The organism is Campylobacter concisus (genome assembly GCF_003048375.1).
Classification (GTDB): domain Bacteria; phylum Campylobacterota; class Campylobacteria; order Campylobacterales; family Campylobacteraceae; genus Campylobacter_A; species Campylobacter_A concisus_T.
This window is the reverse complement of the sequence record NZ_CP021642.1, coordinates 999,858-1,026,042: the sequence shown is the minus strand read 5'-3', so window position 1 is coordinate 1,026,042 and position 26,185 is coordinate 999,858. Positions and strand designations below refer to the sequence as shown.

Here is a 26,185-nt window from a genome sequence, read left to right as displayed (position 1 = left end):
TTGGCTATAATCGCGTGAAAATTTTAAATGGATGTTTTAGTTTTAAATTTAAAGGATGAAAGATGCAAAGCGTTGGTGTCGTCGCAAAGATAAGTGGAAAAGTTTTTGTAAAACGAAACGGAAAGTTGATCTTGCTAAAGCAGGGCGACGAGATATTTTTGGGCGATGAGATCATCACGCAAAGCAGCAACGACACTATCGTTGTAAATTTCGACCACGCTGCACCTATCACGCTACTTGAACCACAAACTATCATCATCACAAAAGAGCTATCAAATGCAAAATTTGACGCCCAAGGCAATGAAGCACAAGTAGAAGAGGACAAGAGAAGGATTTTTGGCGAGAGCGAAGAGTCTAGTAGCAAAAGTAGCGACGAAAGCGCTCAAGGCTCTAGCCACCACTCTCATGGCTCAAGCCATGGTAGCGACGCAGCAAGTATAAATGGATCAAATTTTGACACGCAAGGGCACATCTCAAACGTAGTTTGGTTTGATGGCGGTACGCTAGAGCTATCAGCTATCATCTCAAGCGAGCCAGCAATGCCAGTTAGTTCTATTAGCGGAGCAGCGCCAGTAGTGGTCGAGCAAAAAGAGAGTGCTCCAGCTATACCAGCGCCAAGCATCGCACTTTTAAAAGACCTTGATGGCGATGGCTATATCAATATCGCAGAAGCAGGCGGCGATCCTAATCACACAAGCATGGCTGTTGCTTTTAACAACGACGACTTCAAGCCAGGCGACAAAGTGACGCTAGAAGTTGTAAATAACGGCACAAAGACCACGCTTTCTTACAAAGTAGATCCTGCAGGCACAAGTGTGATAAATGAAAACAATCCAAGCGAAATTTTGCCTATCACACCAAATGCAACAAATCCAGATCAAAAAGAATTTATCATCCCAAGCGTTGCTATAACGCCAAATGCCCCGTTTAATGTAAGCTCTAGCATCACGTTAGCAAATGGCGCTAGCTCAGCTCCAGCAAAGGCAGCCGCGAGCGTTGATACCGTTACGCCAGCTCTTAGCTTTACAAAGGTGGTCTTAGGCAAAGACCTAAACGGCGACGGCGTGATAGACGCTAGCGAAAATGGCTTTAATCCAGCCAGCAGTACCCCAAGCGACGATGCGAAGATCGTTTTATCACCAAACATGAAAATAGGCGACAAGATAAAGCTCACTACCACTGATCCTGACGGCACTTTGCATGAAAAGACGCTTGTTAAAACATCTAGTGGCACGCTTGTGGATAAAGATAGTGGCGAGAGCTATCCACTCACAAGTGAGAGCGGCGGAAATGTCGGCTTTAATGTGGCAAGTGCTGTTAAAATTTCATCATCAACGCCAACAAATGTAAATATCCAAATGATAAGCAAATCGGGCAACCCAGGTGCGACAGATACGGTAACTATCGCAAATAATAACGATCCGATCGCTGTTTTTACCCTTGATGAGAATAAAGACGGCATTATAAATGCAGCCGAACTGGCTAAAAGTGGCGGCACGGCGTCACTTATAGATATCTATGTGCCAAACAACGCCGCAGTTGGCGACAAGATCCGCATAAAGGTCGATGACCCAGCTAGCACACCAACAAGTGTCACAAAGACCTATACTATCGCACCTGACGGACTTACTGCCACGCTTGATGGAGGTAGTGAGACTATCTCTATCCAAAATGGCAAGATCACAGTTACTGACCCTACAAGCTCAACTGATCCAAGTAGAAAAAAGCTGAGTACGACGATTATTGATGGTACGACTGGAGCTACAAAAGCTTCAAGCGTGAGTGAAATTTCAAGCGATACGGTCGCACCTGTTAGATCTCCGCACGTGCAGTTTGCAAAAGATAGCGATAAAGACGGCGTGCTAACTAGTAGAGAGAGTGGCTTTAGCCCTGATGGTGCGAAAACCTCTATAAAGATGAAAATTCCAAACGATGCAAGAGATGGCGATAAATTTGAGATAGATATCGCAGGAAGCGACGGCAAAACAGATAAGATAACCATTAAAATTTCTCAAAACGCATCCGGCGCATATAGCGCCACAAGAGATGATGGCGTAGCTATTAGTGTAAATAATGGCATCATAGAGACCACGACAAAACTTTATGGCGTTACGACAAATTTCACGACTACATTTACCGACAAAGCAGGCAACAAAGCAGACCCAGTCACAGACGAGATCACCGTAGATAACAGCATAAAGGTGCAGTTTGCAAGAGATAATGACGGAGATGGGCTAATAGATAGCATCACCACGCCTTCTGGCTCACCATCAACCCAAAGCGACCTTGATATCTACGTGCCTAGCAACGCAAAACCAGGAAGCAATGTAAGCGTCACTATCTCAACTCCGACCATACCAGCTGTAACTACAACTGTCAAATACACAATAAGCGACGACGGACTAACTGCCTTGCCAAGTGACGGCTCAGCGCCACTTCCTATCGTGGATGGTAAATTTAGCATACCAAATGTCCCTATCTCGGTCGATCACTCTACGCCTGTTAGAGCCACTATCACGACACCAAACGAGGTCACCACAACTGATGGCGTTCGCGGTAGGCTCTTTGACTTTGGAATTTTAAGCTACATAGATGACGTCAAGCTTGCCACGCAGATAGATGGCGGAGCTATAAATATCGCTAAATACCTTAGGGTAGAGGACTACGAGAAGGTTATCCAGAAAAATAACTTCGATGATGAGACAAAAACCATAAAAGAGTACAACATCTCACTTACTAACGACGAGCAGCCAAATATTATATTTGGCGTGGACCGCGACCCTGGTACAAAGCTTCGTTTAGCACTTGAGGATGATCATGGTAATGCCAAAATTTTACCAAGTGGGCAAACATATATAGATCTAATAGTCGGCGTAGATAAGCGTGTAAATATGGACTTTGAGGCTCTTGGTATAAAGCTAGATGAGAGATACTCAAACATAAGAGCGACCGTTTTAAAGAGCGATGACACAAAGGATGATGATCTGATAGTTCACGTAGATCTGGACGCTACCCCTGATGCGATCGGCACTCCAACGGCAACTTCTCACGTCACTAGTGTAGATATCTCAGGTAGTGTTGGCACCGATGCGAGCGGTAATAACACGTTAAATAAAAACACCATAAACAAAGTAGATCTTTACGATCTGCTAAATTCCGTCCATAAAAACTCTACTCTTGATGATACGCACAGCTACTCTGAAAATTTTGCTCTGCCAGCAAACAGCACCGGAGCAAATTTCATGATAAAAAATGCCGACACCGCAGGAAATGTCTCTGTTAGCACAGTAACTTTTATCGGCAATAGCGGCCTTGATGCTGATATGTGGTTTTATAACTACGTAGATCCATCGTGGAGGGCTAGAGTTGGTGGCGATTCTGGTGTTTACTCGCAGCGAGGGGGCAAATCCATCTATAAAGACTATATTAAAATTTACTCTCCAAGTGCCTCTACTACATATGATGTTGTACAGTTTGCCTCTGGGACGCACTATAAGACCCTGTCTGATCAAGGCAATATGCACGCAGAAGATCTAGCAAGAGTGGGTAGATATGGCAGTGATGCCTTGTATAGCGCATCTAACCCATACGCACCAAAGAAATTTATAAACGGCGTAGATACGACTGCTGGCACGGGAGAAAATATAAGCTTTGCAAATGGCATACTAAAAGGCAAGCCTGGCAACTATACGCTTGGAGAGTCAAACCCTGTTGGCTCTGACCTTGTCATGAAAATGGATGGTTGGATATATGTAAATGCTCCTGGAAAATACTCTATAAGAGCAGCAGATCTACATAACTACGCAGAGCTAACCATAAATGGCAATACGCTAAAATTTGGAAGTGCAACAACATTTATACAACCATCCACAGAGGTATCATATGGCAAAAATGGTCAATGGTATAGCACTGATTATACTTTTAATAAGGCGGGTTTTTATAAATTTGATTTAGAGTATATGGACGGAACTGGCGAGATGAATTTATCTTTGTATATAATGCCAAAAGCTAGTGCGCCAAATGGACCATACCCGCTAGATGCTTTAGTGGGTTCAGAGCATAGCGGAACTCGCCTTTTTAGCAACAACTACGTTGAAGCGCTCATTCAAAATGACTTTATTAAAAAGATAGGCAATACAAATTCTTACGAGATAAATACAAGCAAATATAGCGAGGCAAATTTTGGAGACCCAATCTATCTAAAACAAGAAGGCGACGTAAAAGGCGGTAACCTAGATGACGCTTTTGTTTATAGTAAGGGCAGGGCGATAGACGGCAAAGGTGGCGTAGATACGCTTATAGTAGTTGATGATGTGGATTTTTCAAATTTAGACAATGTTAAAAAGATAAATAACTTTGAAAAAGTGCAACTTGGCAGCGCAGATCAAGCTGTTTCTATAAAATTTAGTCCAAATGGCATCTTTGACATCATAGATAGTAGAAATACAAGAGATGCGAGCAATAGTCCAGCCAGCGAGAGCGTAAATACCGTGCTAAAGGTTATAGGCGATAGTAAAGACCTGGTGCAGCTTACACATGATTTTGTAAAAGCCACAAAAGCAGATATCACCACGCTAAATAATAAACATAGCGTCGTTGGCGATACGTACAACAAAGTAGATGTCACAAGTGATGGTGACGCGGTAAATCAAGTCTATAAAGCGACCTTTGATCGCTATGAAACTATCAATGGAAGACTGATAAAATCAACACATACCGTTTTTGTAGAGATCCAAGACAGCGTACAAGTTGATCTGTTGTAAAGCTCATCTTGGCTCTTGCAAGAGGAGCAAGAATAGCCTATAAATTCAATTTTATGTAGTTTTATATATAAAATAATATGTAAAATTTTATGCAAATAAAGCTAAATTTGCTCGTTTTTGCTCTTTGCTATCTTTTTTATAAGCTCCATATCGCCGTTCATTGCTAAACTCATAAAGCAAATGCCGTTTGCGCCAGCTTTTATGGCCTCTTTGTAGTTTTTGTTGTCTAGTCCGCCAAGTGCGTAAATTTCTTTATCAAAACTTTTTAGCTCGCTTATAAAATTTACTCCTTTTGGCTCTAAGCCCGCCTTGCAAGAGGTGGCAAATATATGAGAAGCAACGAGCACGTCAGCGATTGAGGCTGAAATTTTAGCTTGCTCTAGGTCGTGAGCTGGGGCGTAAATTTTAGCTGTTTTTCTAAATTCTTCTAAAAAAACGCCGTGATTTTTAAAAAATTCAAGCTGCGCCGAAGTGAGCCAAAAGTCGCTCTTTAGCTTGCAAGCTACGTCAAAAAATTGATTAATGATAAATTTCTTGCGGTAGTTTTCACAAATTTGAGCCACAACCCTAGCAAGATCGTAAAATTGAGCCTCGCTTAGCCCCTTTGCACGAAGCAAAATTTCATCCACGCCAGCCTTACAAAGTAGCTGGATCCTCTTTAAAAAGTCATCGCCCTCATAACTTTCAAAGTCAGCCACGCAGAGAATTTTAAACATAGACATACTCGCTCATCAAGGGCTCTAGGCCGTTTGCTTTTATCATTGCTTTTATCTCATCCACACTTCTGCTATCGCTTATCTCAAACTGCTCGTCGCCCTTTTTCTCTTCGCCGTGAGCGCCGATGCTCACTTTTACGCCAGCGCTTATCTTGTTTGCGGCGATCTTTACGGCGTTGTCGCGAAATTTCGCCTTTTCTCTGGTTGAGATCGTTATGCTGGCTGTTGGCATGAAAATTCTATAAGCGCAGATCACTTGCAAAAGCTCGCGCTCGCCCACGTCGCGTGGATTGATGCGGTCGTTGTTGATGATAGGGCGAAGTCTTGGGCATGAAAATGCGATCTCGGCGTGCGGATACTTTTTTTGAACTAAGCTTGCGTGAAGTGCCGTAGCAAAGGCGTCAAGTCTAAAGTCGTCTATGCCAAGAAGTGCGGCAAAGCCAACTCCTCTCATGCCTCCAAGAATCGCTCGCTCTTGCGCATTTAAACGGTATGGGAAAATTCTTTTATTGCCGCCAAGGTGGATTTTCTCGTATTTTGTGGGATTATAAGTCTCTTGAAAGACGGTCACGTAGTCTGCGCCACTTTTGTGAAGTAGGGCGTAGCCCTCAGAGTTTAGCGGGTAAATTTCAACCCCAACGACTTTAAAAAATTTCTTTGCCAAAGCGCAGGCATTTGCGATGTAAGCGACACTTGAGTTAGTCTCGCTCTCGCCAGTTAGGATCAAAATTTCTTCTAAGCCGCTCTTTGAAATTTCTCTTAACTCCCTTGTGATCTCCTCGTCACTTAGCTTTGCCCTTTTTATATTATTTTTGGCGTTAAAACCGCAATAAACGCAGAGATTATCGCAGTAGTTTGCTATGTAAAGCGGGGTAAAAAGCGTGATGTTTGAGCCAAAATTTGCCCTTGTCTTTGCTTGGGCAAGCTGGGCTATTTGCTCTAAAAATGGTGCTGCAGCAGGCGAGAGCAGGGCTTTTAAATTTTCAAGCGAGCAGTGCTTTGCATTAAGGGCTGCCTTTACGTCTGCTTCGCTGTAGTTTTCAGGCTTGTAGCTCGCGCGCTCTTTTAAAATTTCATCCATAATGTCGCTGCCAACATCTTGCATGTGAGGTAGCAGCTGCATGTGGTCGGTTCTTGTAAATTTCATCAGTCTAAAAATCCAGTGAGCGGAGATGAGGCATTTGCGCTTTTGCTCTTTGCGCCAAGGCCTGCTAGATAGGCATTGCGACCAGCGATGATCGCCTCTTTAAAGGCTCTTGCCATGAGCGGGATATTTTTAGATGAGGCGATGGCTGTGTTTGCCATGATCGCAGCTGCTCCCATCTCCATCGCTTCGCACGCTTGTGAAGGCCTGCCGATGCCAGCATCAACGATGATCTGCGTATCAAGCTCGTTTATCAAAATTTCAATAATATCTTTAAAAACTAGCCCTTGGTTTGAGCCAATTGGCGCAGCTAGAGGCATTATGCAGCTTGCCCCAGCACTTAGCATCGCTCTTGCGGCATTTAGATCTGGAAACATATATGGCATTGGCACAAAGCCGTCATTTGCCAAGGCTTCGCAAGCTTTTATCGTCTCAGCGTTGTCTGGAAAGAGAAATTTAGAGTCAGTTATGATCTCTATCTTAACAAGCTCCCCGCACCCAAGCTCACGTGCGAGCTGGGCGATACGAACGGCCTCTTTGGCGTTTCTAGCGCCACTTGTGTTTGGCAAAAGCGTCACGCCTTTTGGGATAAAGTCAAGTATATTTCGCTCTTTGCTCTCGTTTATGCGCCTAAGAGCAAGGGTTAGGATCTGCGCTCCAGCCTCGTTTATGGCTGAGTCGATGAGCTCGTGCGAGTACTTGCCAGAGCCAAGGATAAAGCGGCTTTGAAACTTCTTGCCGCCAAGGATCAAACTATCGCTTTGCACTTACGCCTCCAAGCCCATAAGTAGTCTAATGACCAAATTTGCCTCGTGATTTGCGCAGACTGCGACGCGCGGCGCCATGAGCCCTTGACCGATCTTCGCCTCGTTTGTGAGGTCGCCGCAAAGATAGACATTTTTGGCAAATTTTATGGTTTTTATGAGATTTGAGCTAAAGTATCCTGCCATGCCAGAGGCGCCGATGATCTTTTTATCTTTTAAGCTTGCTCCAGCTTCGTTTAGTATCATCGCTTTGCCAGCGACGTTGTCAAAGGCTTCGCATAAAATTTCGCACTCGCCAAAGACGCTAGCCACGTTTTTTTCATCTAAAAATATATCGTGAGTTTCGACCTCGACAAAGGGATTGACGTCATTTATCAGCTCTTTAAGCGCCTGCGTCTTTTTCAAGCCGATGTGGCGGACGAAATACTGCTGGCGGTTTAGATTGCTTGGCTCAACGACGTCAAAGTCGGCAAGTACTAGCTTTTTTACGCCAACTCTAGCTAGGCTTAGCGCGATATTTGAGCCAAGACCGCCAAGTCCAGCTACGCCGATCACTGCCTTGCTTAGGGCTAAATTTAGCTCAGGGCTGTTTCGTGAAGCGATCATCGCGCGTAAAACTTCACGCTCAGGCATCACGCCACGCCTTATAAATACGACATTTGAGCCATCTTTTAGCTCGCTATCTTCTTTTATAGCAAAGCCATCAACGATAAAAATGTCTGGCTTTGTCGCGTTAAATTTCTCTAAAAATTTATAAATTTCACTCTCTTTATCGCCAAGCGCAAGCTCTTTTAGCTCGCTAAGGCTTTTTACTGGCACCTTAAATTTTGCGCCATTTAGTACTATCTCTATCATTTTCTCCTCATCCACCGCCAACTAAAGTGACGATCTCATAAGCTTTGCCCTCGCTCATGAAGCGCTCATGCCAAAGCTTTTTTGGCAAAATTTCTCCGTCTCGCTCAAGGGCTATAAATTTAAGCTCATAGCCATTTTGAGCTAAAAAATCATAAACATTTATATCGTTTTCAAGCTCGAAAATTTTGCCATTTACTCTAAATTTGATCATTAAATTTTGTAGCTTTTTACAAAATTTGCGATCCTCTCGATCGCTTTTTTTATGCTCTCGATGTCGGTTGCAAAAGAAATTCTAAAATATCCCTCCATGCCAAAGCCAACTCCTGGCACGGTTGCTACGTTCGCCTCTTCAAGCATCTTTTTGCAAAATCTAAGTGAGTCGCCATCTACCTCTTTACATTTTACAAATAGATAAAATGCGCCATCAGGCTTAACTACGCTTAGCCCAGGGATAGCGTTTATCATTTCAACTGCCACGTCGCGTCTTCTTTCATACTCTTTTCTCATGTTTTCGATATCGTCGTCGGTTTCTCCAAGAAGTGACGGGATAGCGCCTATTTGCACGATCGAGCTAATGTTGCTTGTGCTTTGACTTTGAAGCTTTTTGATGCCAGCAATTAGCCAGTCCATCGAGCTTGCTATGTAGCCAAATCTCCAGCCAGGCATCGCGCCACACTTGCTTAGTCCATTTATCGTGACCGTTCTTTTGAAAAGATCATCGCTTACGGAGGCTACTGCGTGAAATTTCTTGCCGTAGATCACTTTTTCATAAATTTCATCGCTTGTGATGATGATATCACTGCCCTTTAAAACCTCGCCAAATGCCGCGATCTCCTCTTTTGTATATACAGCTCCAGTTGGATTTGTCGGGTGATTTAGCGAAAAGACCTTTGTTTTTGGTGTGATCGCTTTTTTTAGCTGCTCGGCTGTGATCTTGAAATTTGTGCTCTCGTCTGCTTCGATAAAGACAGGCACGCCACCGCAAAATTTAACGATCTCAGGGTAGCTCACCCAGTATGGAGATGGGATGATGACCTCGTCACCTGGGTTGATAAGCGCTTGAAATACATTAAAAAGTGAGTGTTTTGCGCCGATGTTTGTGACGATTTGATTTGCTTTGTAGTCAAGTCCGTTATCTCTTTTTAGCTTTGTTCTTATGGCCTCTATGACCTCAGGCAAGCCCGGTACCGGCGTGTATTTGCCGCTTTTGCTATCGTTATCAAGTGCGTTTTTTACAGTTTCTCTTATCTTTTTTGGAGTCATAAAGTCAGGCTCACCAGCTGAAAGCGAGATCACGTCTATGCCAGCAGCCTTCATCTCTTTGGCCTTTGTGCTGATCGCGATTGTGATTGATTCGCTTAATGTTTGCATTCTGTTTGCTAGTTGCATTTTCGTCCTTTTTAGTTGATTGTCTTTAAGTAGCTATTGTCATTTAAAAATAGATAAAGTTCGCCCAAAATTTGCTTCTTTTGTGTTTCGTTTATCAGAGTTGATTTCTCTAAGCGCTCATTTAGAGTGTCTTGTATCTCGTAGATATCGTAGTCCATGTCCTCCATGATATCAAGGATCGACTGGCTCTCTAGTAAATTTGTAACCTTGTAGCCATCGCTTGTTATCTCCACGGTAGCTTCTGTCGGATGAGTAAAGAGGTTGTGCTTCATGCCGATCACCTCTTGATATGCGCCAACTAGGAAAAATCCCAAGAAATAATCCTCCTTCTCCACATCCACGTCGTGCAAAAGTAGCGGATTTTTCTCGTCATCATAGCTGATCTCGCCGTCGCTATCGCAAGTGATATCCCAGATCGAAGCTGGCAAAGTAGGGCGCTCATCGAGCCTGTCAAGTGGCATGATAGGGAAATTTTGCTTTAGTCCCCAAAAGTCTGGCAAGCTTTGAAAGATCGAGAAATTTAGTAGGTATCTCTCTTGAACCTCTTTTTGAATTTTAGTTAGATCGCTTGAGTTGCTCTTGTTGCCAAGCATCACGACAGCCTTTTTGCTAATGAGCCTTAAAAGCACCTCTGCGTTTGACCTATCTTGCAAATCGACATAGCCTAGATCAAAGAGCGTGAGGATGCTCTCAGTGTGGTGGATAGCGTCGTGCAGGTACTCTAGGGCGTTTGAAGGCTTGATTGACTTATAAAGATCAACTAGCTCGGTTATTAAATTTGGATTATTTTTCTTTAAATTTAGCTTCTCTTCGGTGTATTCTTGAGAAAATAGCTCAAGCACAGGAGCGACCAAAAGTGCGTGAGAAGCGGCGATGTAGCGACCTGACTCTATGAAAATATCTGGCTCGATCTCTTTTTTTTGCTCGCTTATGGTTTTAAGCATATAAACAACGTCGTTTGCATATTCATTTAGCGTATAGTTTCTGCTGCTCTCTTCTTTAAACTGCGAGTACTCGATCGCAAGGCCACCACCTAAATTTATAGCTTTTAAATTTGAGGCGCCCATTTTTCTAAGCTCAGCGTAGATGTTGCCAGCCTCGATGAGTGCTTTTTTGAGCGGATGGATCTCGCTTATTTGAGAGCCGATGTGAAAGTGTATCATCGTGAAGTTTTCAAGTAAATTTGCCTTTTTTAGCATCTTTACAGCTTCTATTAGCTCGGTTGATGTTAGGCCAAATTTAGAGTGTATGCCTCCACTTTTTGCCCAGAGCCCCGATCCTGTCGAGTGTAGCCTTACTCTAAGTCCGATCTTTGGTTTTGGCTTAAAGCGCTCTTTTGCGATGGCGATTATCGCTTCAAGTTCGTTTAAGCCCTCGATCGTTAGCGTGATGTTATGCCCCATTTCAGCGGCGATAAAGCCTATGTTTATCATCTCTTTATCTTTGAAGCCATTTACCGTTATAGGCGCTTTGTCATTGTTGTAAGCCATAGTTAGAAGTAGTTCAGCCTTGCTACCAGCCTCAAGGCCGTAGTTATAAGGTTTGCCAAGGCGAACTAAATTTTTTACAAAGCCAGGATATTGATTGACCTTGAGCGGAAAAACGGCGTTAAAGCTACCTTTGTAGGCAAATTCTTTCTTTGCCTTTGCAAAGCTTGCGTGGATCTGCTCGATCTGCTTTTGGATAAGGTGCGGAAAACGAAGCAGTAGCGGCCCTCTGTAGCCATCGTCTCTTATCTCTTTAACGATGTCGATGATCGCTGGCTTGCTAGCTTCGTTTATGCAGACTTTGCCGTCTTCTATCACAAAATTTGAATTGCCCCAAATGCTAAGTCCAAAATCATTCATCCCAGCTCCTTTTCAAGCTCATCTAAATTTATCGTTTTTTCATCTTTGGTTTCTAAATTTTTATACCAAATTTTATTCTCTTTCATCTCGTTTTCGCCCACGCAAAGGAAAATTTTTGCATTTTTATTGTCGGCATTTTGCAGATGTTTTTGAAGTTTTTTAGCTTCATAAGAAATTTCAACTTGATATTTTTTGCGAAGTTTTGAGCCAAGATTATAGATAAAATCAACATTTGCTGCATCAAGCGCACAAAGATAAACTCCGTCTCGCTCATCTCTAGCTTCACCTAAAATTTCCATTATCCTCTCAACGCCCATCGCAAAGCCAACGCCATAACTTGCTCTACCGCCAAGATATTCAACGAGCCTGTCGTATCTGCCTCCGCCTGCGACTGCGCTTTGTGAGCCGATCTCATTGCTGATAAACTCAAACGCCGTCTTGCAGTAGTAGTCTAGCCCACGAACGAGCTTAGTGTCTATCTCAAATTTAACGCCATTTGCCGTTAAAATTTCTTGCAGTTTTGCAAAATCAGCCTGCGCCTCATCGCTTAAGCTATCAGTTATGACTGGGGCGTTTTTATAAATTTCTTGGCAGCTTTCTATCTTGCAGTCAAGCACGCGGATAGGGTTTAAGAGCTTGCGTCTTTTGCAGTCCTCGCAAATTTTTTCACTGTTTTCATCTAGAAATTTAACAAGTTTTTCTTTGTAAGACTTCATCGAGCTCTCGTCGCCAAGTGAGTTTATTTTTAGGGTTGTTTTGATGTTTAGCCTGTTAAAAATTTCGCTCACCATCAAGATAATGCTCGCATCCTCATAGACGCTGCCCTCGCCAAAACACTCACAGCCAAACTGGTGAAACTCCCTTAAGCGGCCTTTTTGTGGGCGCTCATAGCGAAACATCGAGCCATGATAAAAGCAGCGTTTTGTCACATTTGCTCTGTCAAGTTTTGCCTCGATAAACGCTCTAACCACGCCAGCTGTGCCTTCAGGGCGCAAGCAAACGTCGTTGCCGCCCTTGTCTTCAAACTGATACATCTCTTTGCCCACGATGTCACTGCTCTCGCCGACACTTCTTTTAAAAAGCGCCGTCTCCTCGAGGTGCGGGGTCAAAATTTGCTCATATCCGTAGTTTTTTGCGACTTCCTCGCAGGTTTTTATTATCTGTGCGTAAAGTTTTGCGCGAGCTGGAAGCATATCTTTCATGCCACGAAGTGCCGTTATCATCGCATTATCCTTTTTATTTTTTGTGATTTTACTTAAAATTTATAAAATTTTCTATCTCTTTTGAAATTAGCTCTATGCTTTTAGATGCGTCTATAAAAAGCGTTTCAAAGCCATTTTTGATAAGAATTTGCTTCATCAGGCTTTGCACTTTTAAAAGATACTCTAGCCCACGAGCCTCGATCTTATCGCTGGTGCCTCTATTTTTTAGACGAGAGCTTATAAGCTCATGGCTTGCTTCAAAAAAGACTATCTTATCTGCAAATTTATCATTTAGTGCAAATTTATTAAGCTCTAAAAGCACGTTTTCATCTAAGCTTTCATCATTTGCCAAAGCGTAGGCGATGCCAGAGATAAAGCCTCTGTCGCTTAAAATCAATTTGCCTAAATTTGGAGCGACCAGCTTTTCAAAATGCTCAGCCCTATCAGCCAAAAAGAGTAAAATTTCAGCCCTTTTGCCTATTTTGATGCTTGAGCTTAGTAAAATTTCACGTAAATTTTCACCAAGCTTTGTGCCACCTGGCTCTTTTGTGACGATGGCATCACTAAATTTAGAAGCTAAAATTTCTATCTGCGTGCTCTTGCCAACGCCGTCAATGCCTTCAAACAAAACATACATTTTACGCCTTTAAATTTTTAAGAATTTTTGCTGGCACTAGGTTGCTCACATCGCCGTCGTGGCGCAAGACTGAGCGGACGATCGAGCTTGAGATGAAGGCGTTATTTAAGCTTGGCATAAGATAAACCGTCTCAAATTCGTCCCAGAGTGCAGCGTTTGCGTAGCCGATTTGTAGCTCATACTCGAAGTCACTAACCGCACGAAGCCCCCTGATGACGGTGTTTATGCCGTGCGATTTAGCAAAATCAACCAGCAAGTTATCAAAGCCAAGAACGCTTACATTTTTTAGATCGCAAACTGCCTCTTTTGCCATCTCTATGCGCTTTTCATGTGCGAACATTGGCTGCTTGCTATCACTTTTTGCAACTGCGACGATTACCTTGTCAAAAATTTTTGTAGCTCTTATGATAACGTCTAAATGGCCGTTTGTTATGGGGTCAAAGGTCCCTGGATAGATGCAAGATTTTTTCAAATTTGCCACCTTTTGTAAAGATTATTTTCGATTTTTAAGGCATCAAGCCACTTGCCGATGATGAAATTTTCCATATCAAGAAGGCTCTTTATGCCTGCGTAGTAGCCTAAAACTGGCGGAGCGATAGTAGCTCCAAGAGATGAGAGAAGCTGCATCTGAGAGAGTGCGATCGCAGAAAATGGCATCTCTCTAACGCCCAAAACTAGAGTTTGCCTCTCTTTTAGCGCGACACTTGCGGCTCTTGTGATGAGCGTGTCGCTTATGCCGTTTGCAACCTTTGCCAAAGTATTAGTAGAGCAGGGCGCTATGATCATAGCATCCGTGCCAAACGAGCCAGAAGCAGGACCTGCGCTAAGGTCTTGATCATCATAAATTTTTACACCAAGATCATCTAAATTTAGCCTTAAATTTTCTTCAGCCTCTAAAACTTTCATAGCATTTTTACTAGCTATGACATGCGCCTCGCAACTATCTTTGGCGGCATTTACTAGCTTTAGAAAAAGCCCAGTCCCGCTTGCTCCAGTGACTGCAAAAACTACCTTTTTCATCTGATAACCGCCTCGTCTTTGCCTGAAACTGTGGCCTGTAAAATTTTATTTTCTCTTGTTCTTATCTTTATCATGTCGCCTAAATTTCCATCTTCAAGCGCCTTTACCTCGGCGATTATCTTGACGCCACCCTCGCTTAAAACTGCGTTTAGCATTTGACCTTTTTTGACTAAACTAATGGCGTTAAACTGACGTTTTGTTAAAATTTCTCCGCTTCTTATCTGCATTTTTGTGACAAGAGTTGAGGCGCTAAGTCCAAAGAGTGCATCACGCGGCCATTTGCTAAACTCGATCATCGTTGGTTGATAGTCAAGCAAGCTTAAAATGTGGTTTGTGTTCATTGAGTTTATAGCGATAAAAACTGGCATTTTGGCGTTAAAACTAAATTTAAAATAAAGGCTTTTCAAACTTAGATCAACGTCCTCAAATGAGGCTCTAAAGACGCCTTTTTGGCTATTTTGATCGTTTAAAAATATATTTTTAAAAACTAAGTCTTTAAAATTTGCAGGGAGTTTGTTTTGCGGACTGATGCTAAGATCGCTCACGCTAATGCCTGGGTACTCGTTGCTGATCTCTCTTAGAAATTGCATCTGAATTTCATCCATGATAGAGCAGTTTTTTACAAAAGCTACGCTGCCGCCGCTTTTATCATTATATGTTTTAAAATTTGCTGTTAGAATTTCATAGAGTTTTTTGCTATCTATCTTGGCAGCTCTTTTGCTATCTAAGTTTAAAATTTCATTGTCTTCGCCTTCAAAGCCAAAAGTACTGAGTGAAATTTGATCATTTACGACGCAATACATCGGATAGATGCTGACTTCATTTGCAAAAAGTTTTGTGGAAAGTAAAAAAATGAGTATAAAAAAGATGGAGCGGGAAACGAGATTCGAACTCGCGACCCCAACCTTGGCAAGGTTGTGCTCTACCCCTGAGCTATTCCCGCAATCAAAATGAAGTCCGCATTTTATCAGATTGTTTTTCATTTGTCAAGGATTATGGAAGTTTTATGAGTGAAATTTCACTATTTTGTAAAATTTCACCTTGATCAGGGCTAGTTATCAACACAAAATCACTCTTTAATATATGATTTATCATGCCTGAGCCATATTTTCCGCCGTCAGTTGCTATAAATTTACCATCAGCTACATTGCCAAAAACCGCATTTGCTCTGCCTGATTTTACCTTTAAATTTTCGCTATTTATAGCTTTTTGCGTCACAAAACACTCGCTTTTTAGAAGTGGCAAAACAAGCATCATCGTGCAAAGATAAGCAGCCATAGGGTTGCCAGGTAAGATAAAAATAAGCCTGCCATCTTTTTCATAAGCCTTGCAAGGTCTGCCAGGTCTTATGTCAAGGTGCGAGAAAATTTCGTTGTATCCAAGCTCGCTTAGGGCTATCTTCATAAAGTCAGCCTCCCCAGCGCTTGCTCCACCAGAGCAGATAACGATGTCGTAGTTTGCAGCGTTTAAAAATGCCTTTTTTACAGCATTTAGATCATCTTTTATGATGCCAAGATATGAGCTTTTTTGACCGATTGAGCTTAAAAGTGCGGTGATGCCAAGTGCGTTTGCATTGTAAATTTCATCCTCGCTTGCTCTTTGCCAAGGCTCGATGATTTCGTTGCCACTTGAGTAAATTCCAACACTAGGCTGTTTTTTCACATCTATAAAGCTTATGCCCTGAGCTGCTAGCATCATCACGCTTCTTGTGTTTAAAATTTCGCCACTTTTTAGTAAAATCTCACCAACTTTTGTCTCTTCGCCTTTAAAGCGGTAAGCTTCGCCTTTTTTAAGCTTAGCTGGTGCTTTTACAAACTCACCCTCAACTACGCAATCTTCAAACCTCATGACCGTGTCAGAGCCCTTTGGCATCTTTGCTCCTGTCATTATCTTCACGCACTCGTTTTTGCCGATAGCTAGCTGCTCTTTATCGCCTGCAAAGGCACTTGCGATTATCTTATAAGGTTCATCTTTCTCATCAAATTTAACCGCAAATCCATCAAGCGCTGAGTTATCAAAGCAGGGCAGATCTTTGACCGCTATCACGTCATTTGCCAAGGTTTTGCCAAGAGCCTCACTAATGGGTAAAATTTCACTCTCATTTTTTGGTTTAAATTTAGCTTTTAAAGCCTCAAGTGCGTCATTTACTAGCATTTTTACTCCTCAAGCCTAACTATTTTCGCCCCAAGGCTTTTAAATTTCTCCTCCAGCCTCTCATAACCTCTATCAAGGTGGTAAATTCTATGCACCAAGCTCTCGCCATTTGCGATGAGAGCGGCCAGTATCAGCGCTGAGCTTGCTCTAAGGTCAGTCGCCATGACATCAGCTGCATTTAAATTTGCAGGGGCATAAACGCTTGCGATATGGCCGTTTAATCGGATATCAGCTCCCATTCTAGCTAGCTCACTAACGTGCATAAATCGGTTTTCAAAAAGCCTCTCATCTATTGTGCTAACGCCATTTGCTGCAAGACAAAGCGCCATAAACTGAGCCTGCATATCGGTTGGAAAGCCTGGATACTCAGTCGTTCTTATCTCGACTGGTTTTATCTCATTTGTCGGCAAAATCGTGATCTTATCGCCGTCTATTTCGATGCCAAAGCCCATCTCTTCAAATTTATTTAAAATGGCTGTCATGTGCGCAGCATTCGCCCTTGTGACTGAAATTTTGCTATTTGTGATAGCTCCAGCGCAAAGGTATGTGCCAGCTTCGATCCTATCAGGGATGACCTCGATATCACAAATTTCAAGTAGTTTTTGACCGCTACCAGTGATCTTTAGCTCGCTCGTGCCGATGCCTTCGATCTTAACGCCACTTCTTGCTAAAATTTCACAAATTTGCACCACTTCAGGCTCAAGCGCGACGTTAAAAAGCTCTGTCGTGCCGTGAGCTAGGGCTGCTGCCATGATAATATTTTCGCTGCCAGTTACGGTGATCTTATCAAAAACTATCTTTGCGCCTTTTAGTCCATTTGGCGCGGTTGCGACGACGTAGCCTTGCTTTATCTCGATATTTGCGCCCATTTTCTCAAGTGCGCTTAGGTGCAGATCTATTGGCCTTTGTCCGATCGCACAGCCTCCAGGAAGGCTCACCTCGCAATGTCCAAAGCGCGCTAAAAGCGGACCAAGCGTCAAGATAGAAGCGCGCATCTTTCTAACGATGTCGTAGTTTGCCGTGGTTGAATTTACGCTGCTTGTGTCGATACATAGTGAGTTTTCATCTTTAAATTCACACTTTGCTCCAAGATTAACAAGCAACTGGCAAAGCGTCTTTATGTCAGCGACATTTGGGATATTTGTTAAATTTATCTTATTTTTAGCAAGTAGGGTTAGGGCGATGATAGGTAGGGCGGCATTTTTGGCTCCACTGATCTTTACTTCGCCGCTTAATTTGGCATTGCCTTCTATTTTTAAATAGTGCATCATTATTTTTTGCCTTAAGAAAATATATTTTTTGCCGATTATATTGTTTTTAAACTTAGAGTAAAGAAAACAGGGCGCTATTTTCGCTTTATTTACATTTAAGAGTTAAAATTACGAAAATTAATTATTTTGGATAAAAATATGTTAAGTTTAATAAACAAAAGAATATTTTTTGCACTATGCATTGCACTTTTTACAGGTTGTTCTTTCACCTCAAATGAGCCTAAAATCCCACAAAATGACTACAATCAAACCGCCTCTACAAATGGTGACTTTAGCAGACAAACTTCAAGTGAGCTTTTAGACGAAGATGACGGCAGAGCCGATAAAGAATTTGGTTCATTTTTTAAAAAATACTTAAATACTAGAGCAGGGGGCGACTGTTCAGGCTTCGTATCTATCGTAAATGCAAAATATAAAAATATGTATTTTGATGAAAAAACCATCAATAACTACTACAGCAAGGGTGGCAGAAAGTCAAAAGCCATCTACAACTTCTATGAAAGCCAAAATTTAATCACTCATAAAAATCCAAAAAAAGGCGATCTTATCTTCTTTTCAAACACCCTTGGCAAAGGCATACAAAAAAACAAAGACAAGAAAAACGTCACTCACGTTGGCATCGTAACGGCCATACTCCCAGATGAGACGGTGAAATTTATCCACAACTCTGGTGGCAGGATAATCCACAGCTATATGAATTTAAAACAAAAAAACACGCACCTAAAGGGCGATAAAGAGATAAACAGTTACGTTGTAAGGTGCTCAAACGCTAGCTGCCTAGCGGCAAACAGATTTGCTGGATATGGCAAAGCTAAGTAGCCCAGCTACATTTGCACTTATCCTTTTAAATTTAGCTGCATTTTTTGGCGTTACCTTTATGCACTCGCGTGAGTTATGGCTTGCGCTTGGCTTAAATATCTATTTTTTAGAAAAACTCTATTTATTTCAGCCCCTCACATCTATCTTTATGCACGCAGGCGCAGGTCACTTGCTTATGAATATGATCTTTTTATATCAAGTTGGCACGATGAGCGAGCTATATCTTGGCACGAAGAAATTTATCATTTTTTATATTGTTGGCGGCGTTTTGACGCAAATTTTAAGCTTTATTTATATATATTTTGCATTTGAAAATGAGAAATTTATAAATTTAGTCGGTGCAAGCGGCGCTTTGTGTATGCTCTTTGGCATGCTGGCGACCTCGGTGCTTTACTCCGATAAAAAGGCGTGGTTTGGCTACTTTGCCATCGTTGTCGCCATGAGCTTTTTGCCGCTACTTATGGGCATAAATGTCGCATGGTACGCGCACTTTATAGGCTGGAGCATTGGCTGTTTGTATGCTAAATTTTACTTAAAGAGAGCAGATGAGATTTTACGATGATATCTGGGACATTTTAAACGAAGGTGACGTGGAGCTTAAATTTTTAAAATTTGAGCTATTTTACGAGAAATTTAGATCAAATTTGGATATTTGTTTTGATGAAATTTCTGCGCCAAATGAGCTAACTACCCCGTGCTACGCTAAATTTTGCGACGTTGTTAGCATGAAAGAGCTAAACAAAAAGGTAAAGCCAAAAGATAAAAACCTAAATTTCATCCACTCAGTCACTCATATCGAGTTTAGCGCTATCGACATCGCGCTTGATGCTTGTTATAGATTTAGAGGGCTGCCAAGGGAGTTTTACGAGGACTGGCTGGAGGTGGCTGAGGACGAGATCAGGCACTTTTGCATGATAGAAAATTTACTCACAAAGCAGGGCGGCAGATACGGCGAGCTAAGCGTGCATGATGGCCTATTTATCGCACTTCAAAAGACTTCAGATAGGCTTACTAGCCGCATGGCGCTACTGCCAAGATATATGGAGGCAAACGGGCTTGATGCAAACGCTCACATAATCAAAAGACTAGAAGCTGAGGGCGGGCAAGAAGAGCTAATAGAGTGCCTAAAAGTCATCTTAAAAGAGGAAGTCTCTCACGTTTATAAGGGCGATAAGTGGTTTAAATTTGCCTGCAAAAAAGAGGGTGTTGATGAGAAAAGCTACTTTGATATCATTTTAAATTTATATCCAAATTCATTTAAAAGCATCAGAGAGATCAACGAAAAGGACCGCTTAAAGGCAGGTTTTAGCGAGGAAGAGCTTAGTTGGATAAAGAATTTCTCAAAGGAGAGATCATGAGCAAAATTTACTTCATAAGGCACGCAAAAGCAGTTGATGAGAACAAAGACGGCGCAAAAGACGCCTCAAGAGAGCTTAGCCCAAAAGGCAAAGAGGACGCTAAATTTATGGCTAGCAGGCTAAAAATGTATGATGTGATGCCTGGAGCTATCTTTTCAAGCAGTGCTAAAAGATGTGAGCAAACAGCAAAAATCATCGCTAAAACTTTAAAATTTAAAGAAAAATCCATAGAGATCAAGGACGAGCTTTACGACATAAGCTTTGAGGATCTTTTGGAGTTCGTAAGAAATTTAGACAAAAATTTAGATGAAATTTTCATCATCACGCACAATCCAAGCATAACTGAAATTTGCGAATATCTAAGTGACTCATCGATTGACAATATCCCAACGTCAGGCATTTTTTGCATTGAGTTTGAGTCTGAATTTAAAGAGCTAAAAGAGGGCAGTGCAAAAGCTTTGTTTTTTGACCACCCAAAGAAACATCAATAAAAAATCCACAAATTCACTCATCGCAATTTGACAGGCACAAAGGATATCTACTTATTTGATTTTTCAAATGCAAGTTTTACTTTTGAACCAAAAATCTTTTTCTACTCAAATTTTAAAATTTATCACTCCAGTTTTGAAAATTTAACCATTTCAAGTTCAAGCCGCCAAGCATAAAAGCAAATTTAAAATCAACCATAATTGCAATGCCAAAATATGACAAAAGGTAAAAAGCAAGATATTTTATATATTTTGTATTGAAAACTGTAATTTTCAAATTGATATTTTAAAATCCTTATTCTTCTCTTTTGAAAGTTTTAAATGGCTATATTTGGCTAGGTTTTGCATTTTATCTTTTGTGTGATCTAAATTTATCCATTAAATTTAGCGTAAAAAAATTTGTAAGAAAATGAGTTAAATTTTACACTTTTCAAAAATTGTGAAATTTGCATTTATCTTATACATAACTTAAAATTTGATCTACCCTATTTTGAAAATGTGAGCAAGAGCTATCTTTGGAGTTTGTAGCTCTTAAAAACAATACGACCTTGCAAAAGCCGCGATAAATGTAAATAAAGTACTTGCTTGAGATGGCATTTTGGAGACAAATTTAATCACAAGCTTTTTAAAAAGCTGATAAGGCGATCTTGCGTGCTAAATTTAAGAGATAGTAGTTAAATTTACTATGAAAACACACATGAAAACTATTTTTAAAGACAAAGTGCGTTAATTAAAATTTATCGTAAAAAAGTGTGCGGATATCTAGTGTGTAGTTTTTGGGCATAAAGATCGGCGAGTCTAAAATTTCAAGAATGCCGTCATCAAATGAGAGAAATTCCACTACTCTTTTGCGATTGTTGTCAGTTTTTATGCTCATATCAACTAGGCGAAGTATCTTTACGATCTGCATTTTATCTACTGTCCATTCAGAAAAAGCTAGAAATTTAGAGTCCTCTGAAAACAAAAAGCAAGCAGTTGCTCTCTCGCTAAGTAAAATTTGGTGGGCGATGTAATCTTTAACTAAATTTTTATCCATTGATGACGTTTTTACGTGGTTTGAAAATTCTTTTTTTAAATTTATATAATGCTCGCTATTTACAAAAAGCCGTAGCACACCAATGGTTGGAGCACCCATAGCGACCTCACAGCCTTCAAATTTGGCGCTAAATTTGCTATCACTGCTGCATGCGTTTGCCTCATAGTCCCAAGCTGAGCTCATAAATTTACCTATTAAATTTATTTATTAAATTTGCCTGCCATGGCTTTGTAGATATTTAGCTCATCTTGTAAAAGCGTGTATTTTGCTTTTAGTAACCCTATTTTAGCCTCTAGCTCGCTGTTTTTAGCCTCTAAAAACTCTTTTAGCTCGACCTTGCCATAGGAGTATTTTAGCTCGTAAATTTTTGAAATTTCCTCGTAGTTTTTTATCTGCTCTTGGTAGTTAGCAAGTAGTGCTTCGTCGTTTAGGTAGCCTTTGTAAAATGCGTCTATCTCGTTTAATGCGCTATTTAGAGTGCTTATGTAGTTTAGCTTTGCAAGCTCGAAATTTGCCTCGCTAACCTTTAAATTTGACTTTAGCTTGTGATAGTTTAAAAATGGTAAATTCAAAGCGATGTTGCCATTTAAAAATTTAAGGCTAAATGCTTCCTCTTTTTTGTCGGTGCTGCTTTTGAGGCTGGCTCCTAGCGTGATGCTTGGATAAAACTCTTTTTGGCTCGCTTTGTAGTTTAAGATGCCCTCTTCTATGCGGAAAATGGCCGCTCTTAGATCAGGTCGGTTTGCTATGGCGCTTGTTGGCACATCTAGATCAACGCCCGCACTTTTTACAGGACTTAGCGTGAGACCTTCAAATTTAAGCTCAAATTCTGGCCTCTCATTTAGCAAAATCCTAAGCGTTTTTTTAGCACTCAAAAGCTCTTTTTTGGCACTTTCTATCTTATTTTGAGCGCTTAAGAGCTGTGAGTTTATCTGTTTTAGGCTTAACGCCTCCTCTTTGCCAAGCTTAAATTTAAGCCCAACTATCTCATTTAACTCATTATAAATTTCTAAAATTTGCTCATAAGTTTTTATGCTCTCGTTTAGATATAAAATTTGAAAATAAGCATCTGTTACGGAGTTTATGACGCTTAGTTTGCTAGCCTCCAGATCAAATTTAGTTGCCCTTGCTTCAAACATCGCTGCGTCTTTGCTATCTGCTAGCTTTTGCCAAAGGTCAAGCTCGTAGCTAAGCCCTATGCTTGAGCCAAAACTTCTACTAGAAGCGTCGCCCTCTTTTATGTTTTTGCTACTTGTTGCCTCAAAACCAGCGTTAAAGCTTGGGATTAAATTTGCCTGCAAAACGCCAGCTTGAGCGAGCGCTTTATTTACATTTATGGCAGCTTTTGCAAGGTCGGTGTTGTTTTTAAGAGCAAGCGCTATAAGCTCATCAAGGTAGCTTTGATGATACTGCTTCCACCAAGAAGTGTTTAAATTTAGCTCGCTACTGGCGTTATCTTCAAGTAAAATTTGCTTGTAGTTTTCATCTATATTTTTAACAGCACAGCCGCTTAAAACGAGCACCAAAGCTAGGCTTAGAAATTTCATATTACTCCCTTGAAAGCGCATCTATTGGATTTAGTTTTGAGGCGTTTTTGGCAGGCATGTAGCCAAAGATGATGCCAATCGCCATCGATGTGACAAGTGCAAGCACGATCGAGCCGTTTGAAAAGATCATGCTAAAGCCGTTTAAGAAGTTGTTAAAGATGTAGCCGATAGCGTAGGATAGGACGATGCCGATGGCTCCGCCGATAAGGCAAAGTAGCACCGCCTCTATCAAAAACTGCTGCAAGATGTTGCTCTGTCTAGCTCCGATCGCCATTTTTATGCCTATCTCTTTGGTGCGCTCGGTGACTGAGACTAGCATGATGTTCATGACGCCTATGCCACCAACTACGAGCGAGACGACGGCGATGCTTGAGATGAGCAGGCGCATGGTCGAGATGGTCTCTTCGATCGTTTGCTTGATGCTGTCTGAGTTTCTTGTAAAAAAATCCTTTTTGCCGTGCTTGATCTCTAAAAGCTCGGTTAGTGTTTTTTCGGCGATTTGCGCATTGACGCCCTCATTTACTTTGACGGTGACCGAGCTTATAAATTTATCTCCAGTGACCTTGTTTAGCACGGTCGTGTATGGGGCGTAAATTTTAAGCGTGCTTGAATCGCCCATCTTAAAATCATCCTTTTGCAAAACGCCGATAATGCGAAGTGGCTTTTTGTTAAAAAGTATGATCTTGCCGATAGGATTTTCATTTGCAAATAGTCTATTTTTGGTGTTTTGATCGATTAAGGCGACTGAAGCGGAGTTTAAAACCTCGTCATCATCGTAAATTCTGCCCTCTTCAAGTTTTAGTCCATTTACGTCAAAGCTCCCTACTCCACCACCTTTTAGGCTCGCACTTAGCGAGATATTTTCATAGGTTAGCACGCCTGAAGTGCTTGTATTTGGCGTGACTGAGTCCAGAAAGGACTGCTTAGCAAGCATGTTTGCGTCGCTTATGGAGAGCGTTTTTACCTTGCCTGAGAGCATATCGCCAAAGCCTTTACCGGGCATGATGTCGATCGTGTTAGTGCCGATCTTTCTGATACCAGCTAAAATTTGCTCCTGCGAGCCTTTGCCAAGGGCCACGACGCTAATGACCGCAGTTATGCCAATGATAATGCCAAGCATGGTAAGAAGCGATCTTAGTTTGTGAGCTAGCATCGCATTTACCGACATTTTAAAGCTTTCAATTAGCTGGTCTTTATAGTAGGTAAATTTGCTCTTTTCTGGCTGAGTTTGCTTTGTGGCCTCGTAAATTTTGCTATTTTTTACATTGTCACTTACGATGTTGCCATCTTTTATCTCGATCACACGGCTAGCATACTCAGCGATTTTTGGGTCGTGCGTGACGATGATGATAGTGTGACCTTTTTTGTAAAGATCAACTAAAATTTCCATCACTCTTAGACCACTTTTGCTATCAAGCGCGCCAGTTGGCTCGTCTGCTAAAATGATCTCGCCACCATTCATCAGCGCCCTTGCTATGGAGACTCTTTGCTGTTGTCCGCCAGAGAGCTTGTTTGGTAAATTTTTAGCCTTTTCACTAAGTCCAAGAGAGTCTAAAATTTCCATCCCTCTTTTCTCTCGTTCGCTCTTGTTTGCACCTGCGTAGATGCTTGGTAGCGCTACGTTTTCAAGGGCGTTCATCGTGCTAAGAAGGTTGTATCTTTGAAATATAAAGCCAAATTTATCCCTTCTAAGCTTGGCAAGGGCGTCGCTGTCAAATTTTGATATATCTTTGCCGTCCAGCAAATACTCGCCCCCACTTGGGCTATCTAAGCAGCCAAGGATATTCATAAGAGTTGATTTACCAGAGCCAGACTGGCCGATGATGGCTATAAACTCGCCCTTTTTTATCTCTAAATTTATGCCGTGTAGGATCTCTATCTCATTTTCGCCTAGCTTAAAGCTTTTAGTGATGTTTTTTAGGCTTATCACTTAAAACTTCTTATGTTCTTTTGTGATCATCTTAGCGATCTCGCTTGATGAGCCTTGAGATGTGATAATCTCGTCACCCTCGTTTATACCGCTGATGATCTGCGTATCGAGGTTGTCTTTTATGCCGGTTTTGACCGCTGTTTTTACTGGCTTGCCATCTTTTAGCACATAGACAAAAGTGCCATTTTCATCTTTTTTGATGCCGATGCTTGGCACGATGATGGCGTCCTTTACGTTTGCTATTAAAAGCTCGTTTTGTGTGGTCATGCCTATTCTTAAAATTCCATCTTTATTATCAACGATGCTTTGCGCGTAGTAATAAACCGCCGAGCTACTGCTAGAGCTACTTGAATATGAAGACTTACTGCTGCTACTTGAGCCGTAGCTGCCATCACTTAGTGTGGTAAGCCCCGGGTCGATCGAGCTAACAGTTGTTTGAAATTTCTTCGTTGGTTCAGAGAGGATCGAGTACTCAACTGGCGTGCCGACTTTGATCTTTGTGATGTCGCCCTCTGCTATTTGCATCTTCATCTTCACATGGCTAAGATCGGCGATATTTACGATAGTTGGCGTAGTTTGGTTGGCATTTACAGTTTGACCCTCTTCAACCTGCACGCTTACAACGGTGCCGTCCCTTGGTGCGGTGATCTTTGTGTAGCCTAAATTTATCTTAGCGGTGCTTAGCTCGATATTTGTCTGCTTGATCTGCGCTTCAAGCTCCTTTATCTTGGCGCTATTTGCACTATATGTGTTTTTTGCGCTTTCAAATTCTTGCTTTGAAGTGGCGTTTTTGGCAAAAAGTGCATTTTCTCTATCAAACTGCGTTTTAGCGATATTTAGAGCCACTTTTGCGCTTTCAAGCTGGGCTTTGTAGATGGCAAGCTGAGCTTCTTTATTGTCTATGCTATTTTGCTGGGTTGAGCTATCGATACTTGCGATCATATCGCCCTTTTTTACCTGATCTCCAAGCTTAACATATAGCTTTTTTATCTGACCGCTCACCTGAGCTCCCACGTCGATTAGCTCGGTGGCGAAAATTTCTCCAGTTGCATCGACTTTTTTGCTAAATGAGCCTTTCTTTGCCTTTTTGGTGATAAACTCCACCTTTTCATCTTTTATATTAAAAAATTTATCATAGATGAAGTATCCACCAACGCCTAAAATAAGCAGGATTATTAAAATTTTAGTTTTTTTCATCGCTTCTCTTTGTAAAAAATTGGTAAATTCTACTTCACAAGAGTAAAT

General features: G+C 41.5%; 23 protein-coding genes and 1 tRNA gene. 5 read left to right on the top strand and 19 right to left on the bottom strand.

Translation table 11 applies throughout. From position 1 onward, the window contains the following. Positions 1-62: 62 nt before the first annotated feature. Positions 63-4,763, top strand: a complete 4,701-nt coding sequence (locus tag CCS77_RS05090; protein ID WP_107916759.1) for a hypothetical protein — start codon at positions 63-65, stop codon at positions 4,761-4,763. A 101-nt stretch (positions 4,764-4,864) separates the two neighbouring features. On the opposite strand, the gene CCS77_RS05085 is transcribed toward CCS77_RS05090, so the two are convergent. The 15 genes from CCS77_RS05085 to murA form a co-directional block, all read right to left on the bottom strand. Next, positions 4,865-5,485, bottom strand: a complete 621-nt coding sequence (locus tag CCS77_RS05085; RefSeq protein ID WP_236635239.1) for a thiamine phosphate synthase — start codon at positions 5,483-5,485, stop codon at positions 4,865-4,867. After that, a complete protein-coding gene (thiH, locus tag CCS77_RS05080) occupies positions 5,472-6,626 on the bottom strand; it encodes a 2-iminoacetate synthase ThiH (protein WP_107916758.1) in 1,155 nt (384 codons plus the stop codon). Before thiH ends, CCS77_RS05085 begins: the two co-directional genes overlap by 14 nt. Next, on the bottom strand, positions 6,626-7,390 hold the full coding sequence (locus tag CCS77_RS05075; protein ID WP_021089084.1) for a thiazole synthase: 765 nt from the start codon (positions 7,388-7,390) through the stop codon (positions 6,626-6,628). The genes thiH and CCS77_RS05075 overlap by 1 nt, the downstream gene beginning before the upstream one ends. Continuing rightward, entirely contained in the window at positions 7,391-8,242 is an 852-nt protein-coding gene (gene thiF / locus CCS77_RS05070) for a sulfur carrier protein ThiS adenylyltransferase ThiF (RefSeq protein ID WP_107916757.1), read from the bottom strand. It lies immediately after the preceding gene. A gap of 7 nt (positions 8,243-8,249) precedes the next feature. Beyond that, entirely contained in the window at positions 8,250-8,453 is a 204-nt protein-coding gene (thiS, locus tag CCS77_RS05065; protein WP_107916756.1) for a sulfur carrier protein ThiS, read from the bottom strand. Continuing rightward, positions 8,453-9,631: a pyridoxal phosphate-dependent aminotransferase gene (locus tag CCS77_RS05060; RefSeq protein ID WP_107916755.1), complete on the bottom strand. Its 1,179-nt coding sequence runs from the start codon at positions 9,629-9,631 to the stop codon at positions 8,453-8,455. The genes thiS and CCS77_RS05060 overlap by 1 nt, the downstream gene beginning before the upstream one ends. Before the next feature lie 11 nt (positions 9,632-9,642). Beyond that, positions 9,643-11,478: a biosynthetic arginine decarboxylase gene (gene speA / locus CCS77_RS05055; protein WP_002940876.1), complete on the bottom strand. Its 1,836-nt coding sequence runs from the start codon at positions 11,476-11,478 to the stop codon at positions 9,643-9,645. Further along, positions 11,475-12,701: a histidine--tRNA ligase gene (gene hisS / locus CCS77_RS05050; protein ID WP_107916754.1), complete on the bottom strand. Its 1,227-nt coding sequence runs from the start codon at positions 12,699-12,701 to the stop codon at positions 11,475-11,477. The genes speA and hisS overlap by 4 nt, the downstream gene beginning before the upstream one ends. Positions 12,702-12,729: 28 nt before the next feature. After that, positions 12,730-13,317, bottom strand: coding sequence for a dTMP kinase (tmk, locus tag CCS77_RS05045; RefSeq protein WP_107916753.1), 588 nt, complete (start codon positions 13,315-13,317; stop codon positions 12,730-12,732). A 1-nt stretch (position 13,318) separates the two neighbouring features. Further along, a complete protein-coding gene (gene coaD, locus CCS77_RS05040; RefSeq protein WP_021092340.1) occupies positions 13,319-13,789 on the bottom strand; it encodes a pantetheine-phosphate adenylyltransferase in 471 nt (156 codons plus the stop codon). Continuing rightward, positions 13,786-14,337 carry a UbiX family flavin prenyltransferase gene (locus CCS77_RS05035; protein WP_107916752.1) on the bottom strand — a complete coding sequence of 184 codons (552 nt, stop codon included), beginning with the start codon at positions 14,335-14,337 and terminating at the stop codon, positions 13,786-13,788. The genes coaD and CCS77_RS05035 overlap by 4 nt, the downstream gene beginning before the upstream one ends. Continuing rightward, a complete protein-coding gene (flgA, locus tag CCS77_RS05030; RefSeq protein WP_107916751.1) occupies positions 14,334-15,140 on the bottom strand; it encodes a flagellar basal body P-ring formation chaperone FlgA in 807 nt (268 codons plus the stop codon). Before flgA ends, CCS77_RS05035 begins: the two co-directional genes overlap by 4 nt. 65 nt (positions 15,141-15,205) lie before the next feature. Then, a tRNA-Gly gene (locus CCS77_RS05025) sits at positions 15,206-15,280 on the bottom strand. A gap of 50 nt (positions 15,281-15,330) precedes the next feature. Continuing rightward, a complete protein-coding gene (locus tag CCS77_RS05020; protein WP_107916750.1) occupies positions 15,331-16,491 on the bottom strand; it encodes a molybdopterin molybdotransferase MoeA in 1,161 nt (386 codons plus the stop codon). A 2-nt stretch (positions 16,492-16,493) separates the two neighbouring features. Next, entirely contained in the window at positions 16,494-17,762 is a 1,269-nt protein-coding gene (murA, locus tag CCS77_RS05015; RefSeq protein ID WP_103610145.1) for a UDP-N-acetylglucosamine 1-carboxyvinyltransferase, read from the bottom strand. Between the two features lie 138 nt (positions 17,763-17,900). Between murA and CCS77_RS05010 the strand changes: the two genes are divergently transcribed. From CCS77_RS05010 to CCS77_RS04995, 4 genes are read left to right on the top strand one after another with little or no spacing between them, the layout of a single operon-like run. After that, the gene (locus tag CCS77_RS05010; RefSeq protein ID WP_103610146.1) at positions 17,901-18,581 is read left to right on the top strand and encodes an NlpC/P60 family protein; all 681 of its coding nucleotides are present in this window, start codon (positions 17,901-17,903) and stop codon (positions 18,579-18,581) included. Continuing rightward, positions 18,565-19,143: a rhomboid family intramembrane serine protease gene (locus tag CCS77_RS05005; RefSeq protein WP_103610182.1), complete on the top strand. Its 579-nt coding sequence runs from the start codon at positions 18,565-18,567 to the stop codon at positions 19,141-19,143. The genes CCS77_RS05010 and CCS77_RS05005 overlap by 17 nt, the downstream gene beginning before the upstream one ends. Beyond that, positions 19,127-19,939, top strand: a complete 813-nt coding sequence (locus CCS77_RS05000) for a ferritin-like domain-containing protein (RefSeq protein ID WP_107916749.1) — start codon at positions 19,127-19,129, stop codon at positions 19,937-19,939. The genes CCS77_RS05005 and CCS77_RS05000 overlap by 17 nt, the downstream gene beginning before the upstream one ends. Next, positions 19,936-20,430, top strand: a complete 495-nt coding sequence (locus CCS77_RS04995) for a SixA phosphatase family protein (protein WP_107916748.1) — start codon at positions 19,936-19,938, stop codon at positions 20,428-20,430. Before CCS77_RS05000 ends, CCS77_RS04995 begins: the two co-directional genes overlap by 4 nt. Before the next feature lie 727 nt (positions 20,431-21,157). On the opposite strand, the gene CCS77_RS04990 is transcribed toward CCS77_RS04995, so the two are convergent. Genes CCS77_RS04990 through CCS77_RS04975 form a run of 4 tightly spaced genes read right to left on the bottom strand, consistent with a single transcriptional unit; the run spans position 21,158 to position 26,137 of the window. After that, positions 21,158-21,646 carry a flagellar protein gene (locus tag CCS77_RS04990; protein ID WP_107916747.1) on the bottom strand — a complete coding sequence of 163 codons (489 nt, stop codon included), beginning with the start codon at positions 21,644-21,646 and terminating at the stop codon, positions 21,158-21,160. A gap of 17 nt (positions 21,647-21,663) precedes the next feature. Next, entirely contained in the window at positions 21,664-23,010 is a 1,347-nt protein-coding gene (locus CCS77_RS04985; RefSeq protein WP_107916746.1) for a TolC family protein, read from the bottom strand. Between the two features lies 1 nt (position 23,011). Continuing rightward, complete coding sequence (locus tag CCS77_RS04980; protein WP_107916745.1) at positions 23,012-24,940, bottom strand: MacB family efflux pump subunit; 1,929 nt, start codon at positions 24,938-24,940, stop codon at positions 23,012-23,014. Next, positions 24,941-26,137, bottom strand: a complete 1,197-nt coding sequence (locus tag CCS77_RS04975) for an efflux RND transporter periplasmic adaptor subunit (RefSeq protein WP_107916744.1) — start codon at positions 26,135-26,137, stop codon at positions 24,941-24,943. Positions 26,138-26,185 lie beyond the last annotated feature (48 nt).

What these genes read in the sequence shown, in the direction of transcription:
- CCS77_RS05090 (WP_107916759.1), top strand. Translation starts at nt 63, where the DNA reads ATGCAAAGCGTTGGTGTCGTCGCAAAGATAAGTGGAAAAGTTTTTGTA.
- CCS77_RS05085 (WP_236635239.1), bottom strand. Translation starts at nt 5,485, where the DNA reads ATGTCTATGTTTAAAATTCTCTGCGTGGCTGACTTTGAAAGTTATGAG.
- thiH (WP_107916758.1), bottom strand. Translation starts at nt 6,626, where the DNA reads ATGAAATTTACAAGAACCGACCACATGCAGCTGCTACCTCACATGCAA.
- thiF (WP_107916757.1), bottom strand. Translation starts at nt 8,242, where the DNA reads ATGATAGAGATAGTACTAAATGGCGCAAAATTTAAGGTGCCAGTAAAA.
- thiS (WP_107916756.1), bottom strand. Translation starts at nt 8,453, where the DNA reads ATGATCAAATTTAGAGTAAATGGCAAAATTTTCGAGCTTGAAAACGAT.
- CCS77_RS05060 (WP_107916755.1), bottom strand. Translation starts at nt 9,631, where the DNA reads ATGCAACTAGCAAACAGAATGCAAACATTAAGCGAATCAATCACAATC.
- speA (WP_002940876.1), bottom strand. Translation starts at nt 11,478, where the DNA reads ATGAATGATTTTGGACTTAGCATTTGGGGCAATTCAAATTTTGTGATA.
- hisS (WP_107916754.1), bottom strand. Translation starts at nt 12,701, where the DNA reads ATGATAACGGCACTTCGTGGCATGAAAGATATGCTTCCAGCTCGCGCA.
- tmk (WP_107916753.1), bottom strand. Translation starts at nt 13,317, where the DNA reads ATGTATGTTTTGTTTGAAGGCATTGACGGCGTTGGCAAGAGCACGCAG.
- CCS77_RS05035 (WP_107916752.1), bottom strand. Translation starts at nt 14,337, where the DNA reads ATGAAAAAGGTAGTTTTTGCAGTCACTGGAGCAAGCGGGACTGGGCTT.
- flgA (WP_107916751.1), bottom strand. Translation starts at nt 15,140, where the DNA reads ATGTATTGCGTCGTAAATGATCAAATTTCACTCAGTACTTTTGGCTTT.
- CCS77_RS05020 (WP_107916750.1), bottom strand. Translation starts at nt 16,491, where the DNA reads ATGCTAGTAAATGACGCACTTGAGGCTTTAAAAGCTAAATTTAAACCA.
- murA (WP_103610145.1), bottom strand. Translation starts at nt 17,762, where the DNA reads ATGATGCACTATTTAAAAATAGAAGGCAATGCCAAATTAAGCGGCGAA.
- CCS77_RS05010 (WP_103610146.1), top strand. Translation starts at nt 17,901, where the DNA reads ATGTTAAGTTTAATAAACAAAAGAATATTTTTTGCACTATGCATTGCA.
- CCS77_RS05005 (WP_103610182.1), top strand. Translation starts at nt 18,565, where the DNA reads ATGGCAAAGCTAAGTAGCCCAGCTACATTTGCACTTATCCTTTTAAAT.
- CCS77_RS05000 (WP_107916749.1), top strand. Translation starts at nt 19,127, where the DNA reads ATGAGATTTTACGATGATATCTGGGACATTTTAAACGAAGGTGACGTG.
- CCS77_RS04995 (WP_107916748.1), top strand. Translation starts at nt 19,936, where the DNA reads ATGAGCAAAATTTACTTCATAAGGCACGCAAAAGCAGTTGATGAGAAC.
- CCS77_RS04990 (WP_107916747.1), bottom strand. Translation starts at nt 21,646, where the DNA reads ATGAGCTCAGCTTGGGACTATGAGGCAAACGCATGCAGCAGTGATAGC.
- CCS77_RS04985 (WP_107916746.1), bottom strand. Translation starts at nt 23,010, where the DNA reads ATGAAATTTCTAAGCCTAGCTTTGGTGCTCGTTTTAAGCGGCTGTGCT.
- CCS77_RS04975 (WP_107916744.1), bottom strand. Translation starts at nt 26,137, where the DNA reads ATGAAAAAAACTAAAATTTTAATAATCCTGCTTATTTTAGGCGTTGGT.